The sequence below is a fragment of the Flavobacterium sp. genome, from assembly GCF_024305175.1.
Lineage (GTDB): Bacteria > Bacteroidota > Bacteroidia > Flavobacteriales > Flavobacteriaceae > Flavobacterium.
Genome location: NZ_JAMWYY010000067.1, coordinates 1 through 9,540, shown reverse-complemented (window position 1 = coordinate 9,540; position 9,540 = coordinate 1). Strand labels below are relative to the sequence as shown.

At 39.8% G+C, this 9,540-nt stretch carries 9 protein-coding genes; 8 read left to right on the top strand and 1 reads right to left on the bottom strand.

The window, feature by feature from the left end; all coding sequences use genetic code 11:
- Nucleotides 1–156 precede the first annotated feature (156 nt).
- The 3 genes from Q0K96_RS13025 to Q0K96_RS13015 all read left to right on the top strand — a co-directional run bounded on the left by Q0K96_RS13025 (nucleotide 157) and on the right by Q0K96_RS13015 (nucleotide 2,045).
- Entirely contained in the window at nucleotides 157–705 is a 549-nt protein-coding gene (locus Q0K96_RS13025; RefSeq protein ID WP_297334420.1) for a 30S ribosomal protein S16, read from the top strand.
- Nucleotides 706–722: 17 nt separating this feature from the next.
- On the top strand, nucleotides 723–1,250 hold the full coding sequence (rimM, locus tag Q0K96_RS13020; protein ID WP_297334419.1) for a ribosome maturation factor RimM: 528 nt from the start codon (nucleotides 723–725) through the stop codon (nucleotides 1,248–1,250).
- 129 nt (nucleotides 1,251–1,379) lie between these two features.
- Complete coding sequence (locus tag Q0K96_RS13015) at nucleotides 1,380–2,045, top strand: methyltransferase (protein WP_297334418.1); 666 nt, start codon at nucleotides 1,380–1,382, stop codon at nucleotides 2,043–2,045.
- Between the two features lie 3 nt (nucleotides 2,046–2,048).
- Here Q0K96_RS13015 and Q0K96_RS13010 read toward each other — a convergent pair whose 3' ends face one another.
- Complete coding sequence (locus Q0K96_RS13010) at nucleotides 2,049–2,972, bottom strand: hypothetical protein (protein WP_297334417.1); 924 nt, start codon at nucleotides 2,970–2,972, stop codon at nucleotides 2,049–2,051.
- Between the two features lie 146 nt (nucleotides 2,973–3,118).
- Between Q0K96_RS13010 and Q0K96_RS13005 the strand changes: the two genes are divergently transcribed.
- From Q0K96_RS13005 to Q0K96_RS12985, 5 genes are all read left to right on the top strand, one after another.
- Nucleotides 3,119–4,297, top strand: a complete 1,179-nt coding sequence (locus Q0K96_RS13005; RefSeq protein WP_297334416.1) for an acyl-CoA dehydrogenase family protein — start codon at nucleotides 3,119–3,121, stop codon at nucleotides 4,295–4,297.
- 210 nt (nucleotides 4,298–4,507) lie between these two features.
- Complete coding sequence (locus Q0K96_RS13000; protein WP_297334415.1) at nucleotides 4,508–5,293, top strand: DUF3050 domain-containing protein; 786 nt, start codon at nucleotides 4,508–4,510, stop codon at nucleotides 5,291–5,293.
- Nucleotides 5,294–5,420: 127 nt separating this feature from the next.
- Complete coding sequence (locus tag Q0K96_RS12995) at nucleotides 5,421–7,484, top strand: M43 family zinc metalloprotease (RefSeq protein ID WP_297334414.1); 2,064 nt, start codon at nucleotides 5,421–5,423, stop codon at nucleotides 7,482–7,484.
- Nucleotides 7,485–7,624: 140 nt separating this feature from the next.
- Complete coding sequence (locus Q0K96_RS12990) at nucleotides 7,625–8,653, top strand: histidine kinase (RefSeq protein ID WP_297334413.1); 1,029 nt, start codon at nucleotides 7,625–7,627, stop codon at nucleotides 8,651–8,653.
- On the top strand, nucleotides 8,650–9,336 hold the full coding sequence (locus Q0K96_RS12985) for a LytTR family DNA-binding domain-containing protein (RefSeq protein WP_297334412.1): 687 nt from the start codon (nucleotides 8,650–8,652) through the stop codon (nucleotides 9,334–9,336). The genes Q0K96_RS12990 and Q0K96_RS12985 overlap by 4 nt, the downstream gene beginning before the upstream one ends.
- Nucleotides 9,337–9,540: the final 204 nt, after the last annotated feature.

The window sequence follows — 9,540 nt, the reverse complement described above, 5'->3', positions numbered from 1 at the left end:
ATAATAGAAATCATAATAAAAATTAATAATGTGAAATATCTAAAACAGAAATATTCTTAAAACTTATAATCATAAACGTTTGTTTACCAAACTTTCTTATATTTGCAGCCTTAATTAACAAAGGGGTCGGGAACCCCAAAATTTAATCTAAAGATTATGCCTGTAAAAATCAGATTACAAAGACACGGTAAAAAAGGTAAACCTTTTTACTGGGTAGTAGCGGCTGACAGCCGTTCTAAGAGGGATGGTAAATTCCTTGAAAAACTGGGTATTTACAACCCAAACACTAACCCTGCAACAATAGAGCTAAACCTTGACAGCGCTGTACAGTGGCTGCACAATGGTGCACAGCCTACTGATACTGCAAGGGCTATCCTTTCTTATAAAGGAGCTTTACTTAAGCACCACCTTGACGGCGGTGTGCGCAAAGGCGCTTTAACACAGGAGCAGGCTGATGAAAAGCTTGCAAAATGGTTAGAGGAAAAAACAGCTAAGATTGAAGGTAAGTCTAAAGGCTTATCTGACGCTAAGGCTGATGCCAGAGCTAAAGCGCTTGAAGCTGAGAAAAAAGTTAACGAAGACCGTGTTGCTGCCGCTAAGCAGGCAGAGGCGGAAGCTGCCGCTGCCGAAGCACCTGTTGCTGAAGGCGAAGAGGCTGCTGCTGAACCGGCTAACGAAGAAAACAGCGAAGAAACCCAGGCTTAATTTTAAATTGGCGTTTAATGCGTAAAGAAGATTGTTTCTATTTAGGCAAGATCGCCAAAAAATTCAGCTACAAAGGCGAGGTACTGGCATGGCTTGATACCGATGAGCCAGGGTTGTACGAAAATCTGGAATCAGTGTTTGTTGAAATAAACAAACATCTGGTTCCTTTTTTTATTGTAAGCAGTTCGCTGCACAAAAACGATTTCCTGCGAATCCGGTTTGAGGATATTAACAATGAAGATGATGCCGACGGCATTATGAGCTGCGGCCTTTACCTGCCGCTTACGGTACTGCCTAAACTGGAAGGCAACCGTTTTTACTTTCACGAAATTATAGGCTTTACAGCCGAAGACCAAAGACTTGGCGACATAGGCATTATTACCGGAATTAATGATAACTCGGCACAACCGCTTTTTGAAATAAAAAAAGGGGAGACCGAGATATTGGTACCCATGATTGATGATTTTATTGTTAAGGTTGACCGCGAAAACAAAAAAATCATTCTTAATACTCCTGAAGGCCTTGTTGATCTTTACCTTAGTTAATTAAGGTTTAATTATGAGTATAATGCATGAAAGGTTCGCTGCATTTACTTATCTTCATTATTACAATCAAATTATATTATGTCTGTTTTCCGGTTCAAGCAATTTAGTGTAAATCAGGATAAATGTGCCATGAAGGTAGGTACCGATGGTGTGCTGCTTGGCGCATGGGCACCTTTGGAGCATAATCCTTTCAGTATACTGGATATTGGCACAGGCACAGGAGTTGTGGCACTGATGCTGGCACAGCGAAGCACAGCCGAACAAATAGATGCACTTGAAATTGTGGATGAGGCATATGAACAGGCTGTAGAAAACTTTGAAGAAAGCCCCTGGGGCGACCGCCTTTTTTGTTACCATGCCGGGCTGGACGAATTTGTTGATGAAATGGAAGATGAGGAGTATGACCTTATAGTATCTAACCCGCCTTTTTACAGTGAAGATTACAGTAGCGGCAATGCAGAGCGTGACATGGCGCGCCAGGCGGCCTCTATGCCATTTGATGAACTTGCCGAAGCAGCATCATTGTTACTGTCGGGAGAAGGGATATTTGCACTTATTCTGCCTTATAAAGAAGAGGAAGGCTTTATTAAGCTGGCGGAAGAATATTCGTTATTCCCGTATAAAATTACAAGAGTAAAAGGTGCGCCGCAATCCGAAATAAACCGCAGCCTCATAGCCTTTAAAAAAGCGCCGCAGGATACTGCTGCAACAGATGAGCTTACTATAGAAACGGCGCGGCATCAATACACTTCTGAATATATAGCGCTCACTAAGGACTTTTACCTGAAGATGTAGTAACTACAGGCCAATTACCACACCCATTGTTGGTGTTATAAAGGTATTGCGTGGCGGCTTAGAGCCCATGTACTCATAATCATTTCTCAGCCAACGGTTAGCATTTACCCAAAACAAATTGGTAATACCCAGTTTTTGGCAGTAGTTGTCATTAATGGCTTTGTGTACTTCTATTGCAGTTATATCTTTAACAGCTGGCTTAACTACATTCTGGTTTAGCGTGTTGTAATGCCCAATAATTTCCATTACCACAAAAGCGCCTTCTTTCGGTAGTACCAGCTCATATTTTTCAAGGTCTATCTTCGCTTCATTACCGCTTTCAGGTTTTAGTTCGGCAATAATATTGTGCCCGGTAAGCTCCTCCGCAGGTATATAGCTTTTATAAGACCCTGTTTCGCCTCCGGCCTCAACATATTCCTGCACATAATCTTTCCTCGCGCAGAGGTATATCCTGACAACTGTGGTATATTTTATCTTAGCCAGTTTAAGCCATACCGCTTTAAGCGGAACATCGCGCCCTGAAGGGTTATCAATAAAAACTGCCAGCTGATGGCCTGTGCCTATCGGCTGGTTTTTAGCTTTCTTAAAATTATATTCGCCTATAAGTGTATCTTTTGCCGAAGAGACTATTACCTCTGCCAGTTCAATAGCTTTAGGTTTTAAATAGAGCTCTGCTTTAATTTCATGCCTGTTAACTATTTTGTGCTCATAGCCAATACTGCTTATTTCTGCCGTGTCATAATCAGATGTAGGCAGTGTAAGAACGCCTGTTTCGTTGGTGTAAAGTCCATCTACAGGCTTACCCTCTTTTTTAAAGACTACCGCAGCATAAGGAATGCCCTGCCTGCTTTCGGCGTTTAATATTGTTATTGTTTGTGCTCCCGCAACCCAAAATGCGAGCAACATAAATAGTAGGTAGTACCGCATGTAATGTTTTTTAACAAAGAAATAAAATCAGCAGACATTTTGCATGTACTTGCACTACTTTTTAATTAAATTCAAAAATCACAACAAAATATTATTGATTTGTTAGGTTTCTTATTTACTTTTGTACATATAAAAACAAACAGCGAATGAAACCCGATCTTTTTCAGGCACCTGACTACTACCTGTTAGACGAATTGCTGACAGATGAGCAAAAAATGGTGCGCGATGCAGCCCGTGAGTGGGTAAAGCGTGAGGTATCACCTATTATAGAAGACTATGCCCAAAAGGCAGAATTCCCTAACCAGATAATTAAAGGCCTTGCCGATATTGGGGCTTTTGGACCTTATATACCCGAAGAATATGGTGGAGCCGGCCTCGACCAGATTTCTTACGGCCTCATCATGCAGGAAATAGAGAGAGGAGACAGCGGCGTACGCTCTACTGCATCAGTGCAGTCATCTTTAGTTATGTATCCTATATATAAGTATGGTAACGAAGAGCAACGCAAAAAATACCTGCCAAAACTGGCCAGTGGCGAATTTATGGGTTGCTTCGGTTTAACAGAGCCTGACTATGGCTCTAACCCGGGCGGCATGATTACCAACTTTAAAGATAAAGGAGACCATTACCTGCTTAACGGTGCCAAAATGTGGATAAGCAACGCCCCGTTTGCCGATATTGCAGTAGTTTGGGCTAAAGACGAGCAGGGCAGGATACACGGGCTTATTGTAGAGCGCGGTATGGAAGGCTTTACTACACCCGAAACACACAATAAATGGTCGCTTCGTGCATCTGCAACAGGAGAACTTATTTTTGATAATGTAAAAGTACCAAAAGAAAACCTGCTGCCTAACAAATCAGGTCTTGGCGCGCCACTCGGCTGTTTAGATTCTGCACGTTTTGGTATTGCATGGGGTGCTATTGGTGCTGCAATGGATTGCTATGACACAGCACTTCGTTATGCAAAAGAGCGTATGCAGTTTGATAAGCCAATTGCAGCTACCCAATTACAGCAAAAGAAACTGGCAGAAATGATAACCGAAATTACAAAAGCACAATTACTTGCCTGGAGGCTTGGTGTGTTGCGTAACGAGGGCAAAGCAACATCTGCACAAATATCTATGGCAAAGCGTAACAACGTTGATATGGCGCTTAATATAGCCCGCGAGGCACGCCAGATTTTAGGTGGTATGGGTATTACAGGAGAATACTCTATCATGCGCCACATGATGAACCTTGAAAGTGTTATTACCTATGAAGGTACGCATGATATCCACCTGCTTATAACAGGTATGGATATAACAGGCCATGCGGCATTTAAATAAAAGTAATTCAGCTACTTAGTATACAAGCCCTGCAAATGCAGGGTTTTTTTTATAAAAAATATAGTTACGGCAAACCAAATAGCTATGTTATGCGTTTATAAATTATAAGCCGTATTATAAAACAAGGCATTATTATTGTATAGATAAAATCAATAAAAAGTCCTTATAATACACATGGGCTTTTATAAATTTGTATAAAAATAGAATGCTATGAATATCGAGACTATCAACAGCAGCATCCTTAGCCAAAGGGAGCAACTGTTACAGCACCCATTGTACGGTAAAGTGAAATCTGTAGAAGATTTACGGCATTTTTTAACTGGGCATGTTTATGCCGTGTGGGATTTTATGTCGTTGCTTAAAGCACTACAGTCAAAGTTAACCTGTACTACAACGCCGTGGATGCCCGCAGGCAATCCGCAGACCCGTTACCTTATTAATGAAATTGTACTTGCAGAGGAAACCGATATAAACGCTGAAGGGAAAAGGCAAAGTCATTTTGAGATGTACCTGGATGCAATGGAAGCCTGTGGTGCAGATACATCTGAAATTAAGGCATTTCTTGAAAATGTTATTGTAACCCATAATATATTTGTTTCTATAAAGCAAAGCGGGCTTCATGAAAACATCAAAGATTTTCTTGATTTTACCTTTACTGTGGTAGAGCAGGGGAAGCCGCACGAAATTGCAGCAGCATTTACATTTGGGCGTGAAGAACTTATACCTGACATGTTTACAGAAATTATCAGGAACTTTCAGGCAAACTTCCCCGAGACTGATTTAAGCAAGCTTGTGTATTATTTTGACAGGCATATTGAACTTGACGGTGATGAGCACGGGCCTATGGCTATGCAAATGGTTATTGAGCTATGCGGGGATGATGAGGTTAAATGGAAAGAAGTTGAAGAAATATCAAAACTTGCATTACAAAAAAGACTTGGCTTATGGAGCGCCATAGAAGAAAGAATAATGAGCCACGATATGGCTTCTATATAATCTTCTCATTACAATAGTACTTAATATGTTAAAAATCCGGCTTATGCCGGGTTTTTAATTTATAAGGCATAGCAGCATTAAAATATTTTCTTAAATTCGGCGCAGTTAAAAATCAATCAAATAACTTATGAAAAGAATTACTTTCAGTGCCGCTTTCTTAGTAGCAGCACTTACTTTGTCAGTAAGTGTAACTGCACAGGAAAAAGCAGCAGCCAAGAAGGCTCATGTTTTTGGTAAAACAGTATCAGGCGAGCTGCAAAAATGTGGTGCTACAGAATATGAAGCACTTTTACAGAAGAAAAATGATAAACGTGCCACAACCCAGGAATTCGAACAATGGCTGGCACCTAAAGTAGAAGCAGTAAGGGCGCAAAGGCTTGCCGGCTTTATGCAAAAATCTACCAATAATGTGGTTACAATACCGGTTGTGGTACACGTTGTGCACAATGGCGATGCATTGGGAACCAATGAGAATATTGCTGACGCTCAGGTGCTGTCTCAGATAACGGTGCTTAACCAGGATTTCAGGCGCATGCTTAATACGCCAGGATATAATACAAACCCGGTAGGTGGCGATATGGAAATTGAATTTTGCCTTGCGCAGCAGGACCCTAACGGTATTGCCACAACAGGTATCATCCGCCATAACCTTGGCAGTGCAGACGGCTGGGATATGGAGTCGTTAGAAACAGTACTTAAGCCGCAAACGCAATGGGATCCTGAAAAATACCTTAATATATGGGTAGTAGACCATATATATGAATTTTTTGGTGAGGTGTTAGGTTATGCGCAATTTCCTACTGCATCAGGGCTTGACGGCCTTGATGGGCCCGGACTGGCTATAGAAGCAGAAACGGATGGTGTTGTTATAGGGCACCAGTATTTTGGCTCAAGCGCTATTTACCCTGCGGGTACTTATAATCCTGAATCGGGTAAAGATGAAGGCCGTACCGCTACGCACGAAGTAGGGCACTTTTTCGGGTTAAGGCATATTTGGGGCGATGGAGACTGTACTGTTGATGACTTTTGTACTGATACACCTGTATCGTCTAACGCAAATGCAGGCTGCAATCAGGGTACTGATACCTGCCCTGCATCTCCCGGTATGGATATGATAGAAAACTACATGGATTATACTGACGATACCTGCCAGAATATATTTACACAGGACCAGAAAGACAGAATGGTTGCTGTTTTGGCAAACTCGCCAAGAAGGGTTTCGCTTATAACATCTCCGGGCTGTACTCTTGGTATTGTGCCTGAACTTGATGGTGCTTTGCAAATTCAGAGCCTTAACAGTACCTGTTCTTCTTCATTTGAGCCGCAGCTTATACTTAAAAACAATGGTAGCACTGCACTTACTTCGGCTGTTATTAATTACAATATAGATGGTGGTGAAGAAGGTACCTACACATGGGAAGGTAACCTTGCCACAAATGCGCAGGCAACTATAACACTGCCAACAGTTACTGTAGAGGCAGGTACTCATGATTTTACTGCAACTATAGCAAACGTTAACGGAATTGCTGATGAAGTTGCTGAGAACAATACTGCAGAAGACAACTTTTTAGTTGCGCAAAGCTTTGATACTACCCAGATTATTGTTACTGTTATGACTGATGATTATGGTGATGAAACTATTTGGGCTTTACTGGACAGTAATGAAGAGCCTTTAGTAAGTAACATTGACCTTGATGATCCGTTTGGTTCTGAATATTATGGTGATAATCAGCTATATACCCAAACTATTGAGGTAGAGAATAACCAATGCTATATTTTTGCAATACTTGACCTTGCTGAAGACGGCATTTGCTGCGAATATGGTGAAGGCTATTATACTGTAACTACTGCAGACGGACAGGTTATTGCCGAAGGCGGACAATTTACAGATATGGAAATGACTCCGTTTGGTGTAAATACCACTATGGGTACAAACAATCCTGCAAAAGGCCTTAATGCAATTAAGCTTTATCCTAACCCTGCCAACAGTATACTTAATATAAGCATACCTGACAGCAGCAGCTTACCTGAAGCTTATGCTATATACAATAACCTTGGGCAGCTTGTTGGCAAAGGCAAAGTAACTTCCTCAACTATGGGTATTGATATTTCGGGCTATGCAAATGGCATGTACTTTATAAAAATAAACAAAGCAGATGCTACACAAACGCTTCAGTTTGTAAAGCAGTAGTAACACATATGCATTTTATTCTAAAGCCCTGCACAACGTGCAGGGCTTTTTTTTACCTGCATTATTACGCTCTTTACCGATGTTTTTAAGCCGGAAGTCTCTTTATTTGGTAGCTTTGTTTATAATATGCCTTTTAAAAAATGCAAAAAAGTGTACAAAACCTTTTGCTTCATATTATTGGAAGCCTGCTATTTTTGAGCATTCCGATACTTTCTTCTCCCGACCTTGATAAAGGTTTCGGGATGTTTAAAATTGTCCCTTTTATTTTTAGTTTAAGTAGCTATATAATGCTGCTTGGCTTTTTTTATCTTAACTATTTATACCTTATACCTAAGTTCTATTACCATAAACAATATACCCTAATGGGCTTATGTGTATTAGTATGTTTTTTTGTTATAGTTATTTTACCATCCGTGTTTATTGACAGATATATACAACAGATGTATGAGCATGACCAGGATATAAGTTTACCACACGAACCGCCAACCTTTATCTTTTGGCCGGGTGGTACATTTTTTTTATTTGCGCTGGTTTTTGTTTTTTCTTTTATGCTTCGCCTTAGGCAAACCCTTTTTAATGTTCAGAACGAAAAGCAAAAAGCAGAACTTGCGTACCTGAAAGCACAGATAAATCCACACTTTTTGTTCAACACGCTTAACAGTGTCTATGCCTTGTCATTAGAAAAGTCTGATGCCACACCTGATGCTATTGTAAAACTCTCTGCCATGATGCGTTATGTTGTAACCGAAAGCAGCCGTGAATTTGTGCCGATGCAAAAAGAGCTTGATTACATAAATAATTATATAAAACTGCAAAAACTGCGTATAGATGAAAACACACAGCTTGAGTATAGTATAAACGGAGATGCATCAGGAAAACAAATAGCACCATTATTGCTTATACCCTTTATAGAAAATGCTTTTAAACATGGCATTAATCCTGAAGAAGTGTCTAATATTTCTATTAAGATTGATATTACAGAAAATTCACTTCAGTTAATTATTACAAATGATAAAGTAAAGGCAGAAATTAGTGAAGATGAAAAAACAGGTATGGGTGTGGCAAACGTTAAGCAGCGCCTGCAACATTTGTATCCTAAAAAATATAAACTCCACATTTTTGAGAATGATACCGTTTTTGATGTGCAACTTACATTAATGTTAACATGATAAAGGCTATAGCAATAGATGATGAACCACTTGCCCTTAAAGTAATAGAGCATTTTTGTGCCAAACATGAGGGTATTGTGCTCGAAAAGGCTTTTACAAAAACGGAGGAAGCCTATAAGCATATAAAAAAATTTCCGGTAGACCTGCTGTTCCTTGACATACAGATGCCCGGTAAAAATGGCGTTGCGTTTTATAAATCTTTACCACCGGGATTAATGGTAATATTTACAACCGCATACAGCGAATATGCAGTAGAGGGCTTTAATGTAAATGCTACAGATTACCTGCTAAAGCCATTTTCATTTGAAAGATTTATGACGGCCATAGAAAAGGCAAAAAAAGAAATAGCTATAAGTCTTGAGGTTAAACAGCAGGAGCATCTCTGCGTTAGGGCAAATTATAAATTGCACCGCATACCTTTTGAGGAAATTAAATTAATAGAAGGGCTTGATGATTATATTAAGATACACATAGCAGGTAAGGCGCCTTTAACAGCACGGATGTCGATGAAGGCTGTGCTTGATAAGCTGCCTGTTTCAGGTTTTGTAAGGGTTCACAGATCTTACATTGTGCCTATAAATAAAATAAGGTCGGTGCATAATAAATCTGTTACAATAGATGATTTTGTTATTCCTGTAGGTGATGCATTTAAAGAAGATTTGTTCAGGTTTTTTAACTCATAAAATGGTTTAACCGCAACAATTTAGCTGTTAGCCTATATAATTTTTGATAAGTGCCATTGTACTATACATTTACACATCTTTAAATCTTAAAAATATGAATGTGAAAATTATCTTGCTTAGCTAATGTCGTCTTTCTTCAGACAAATTTCTCCTGCTCCATAAACTGTATTTAAACTACAGGCATTTTTCTGGATTACCCTGAAT

Bases quoted from the DNA above. Each gene is read 5' to 3' on its own strand.
- Q0K96_RS13025 (WP_297334420.1), top strand. From the start codon at position 157: ATGCCTGTAAAAATCAGATTACAAAGACACGGTAAAAAAGGTAAACCT.
- rimM (WP_297334419.1), top strand. From the start codon at position 723: ATGCGTAAAGAAGATTGTTTCTATTTAGGCAAGATCGCCAAAAAATTC.
- Q0K96_RS13015 (WP_297334418.1), top strand. From the start codon at position 1,380: ATGAAGGTAGGTACCGATGGTGTGCTGCTTGGCGCATGGGCACCTTTG.
- Q0K96_RS13010 (WP_297334417.1), bottom strand. From the start codon at position 2,972: ATGCGGTACTACCTACTATTTATGTTGCTCGCATTTTGGGTTGCGGGA.
- Q0K96_RS13005 (WP_297334416.1), top strand. From the start codon at position 3,119: ATGAAACCCGATCTTTTTCAGGCACCTGACTACTACCTGTTAGACGAA.
- Q0K96_RS13000 (WP_297334415.1), top strand. From the start codon at position 4,508: ATGAATATCGAGACTATCAACAGCAGCATCCTTAGCCAAAGGGAGCAA.
- Q0K96_RS12995 (WP_297334414.1), top strand. From the start codon at position 5,421: ATGAAAAGAATTACTTTCAGTGCCGCTTTCTTAGTAGCAGCACTTACT.
- Q0K96_RS12990 (WP_297334413.1), top strand. From the start codon at position 7,625: ATGCAAAAAAGTGTACAAAACCTTTTGCTTCATATTATTGGAAGCCTG.
- Q0K96_RS12985 (WP_297334412.1), top strand. From the start codon at position 8,650: ATGATAAAGGCTATAGCAATAGATGATGAACCACTTGCCCTTAAAGTA.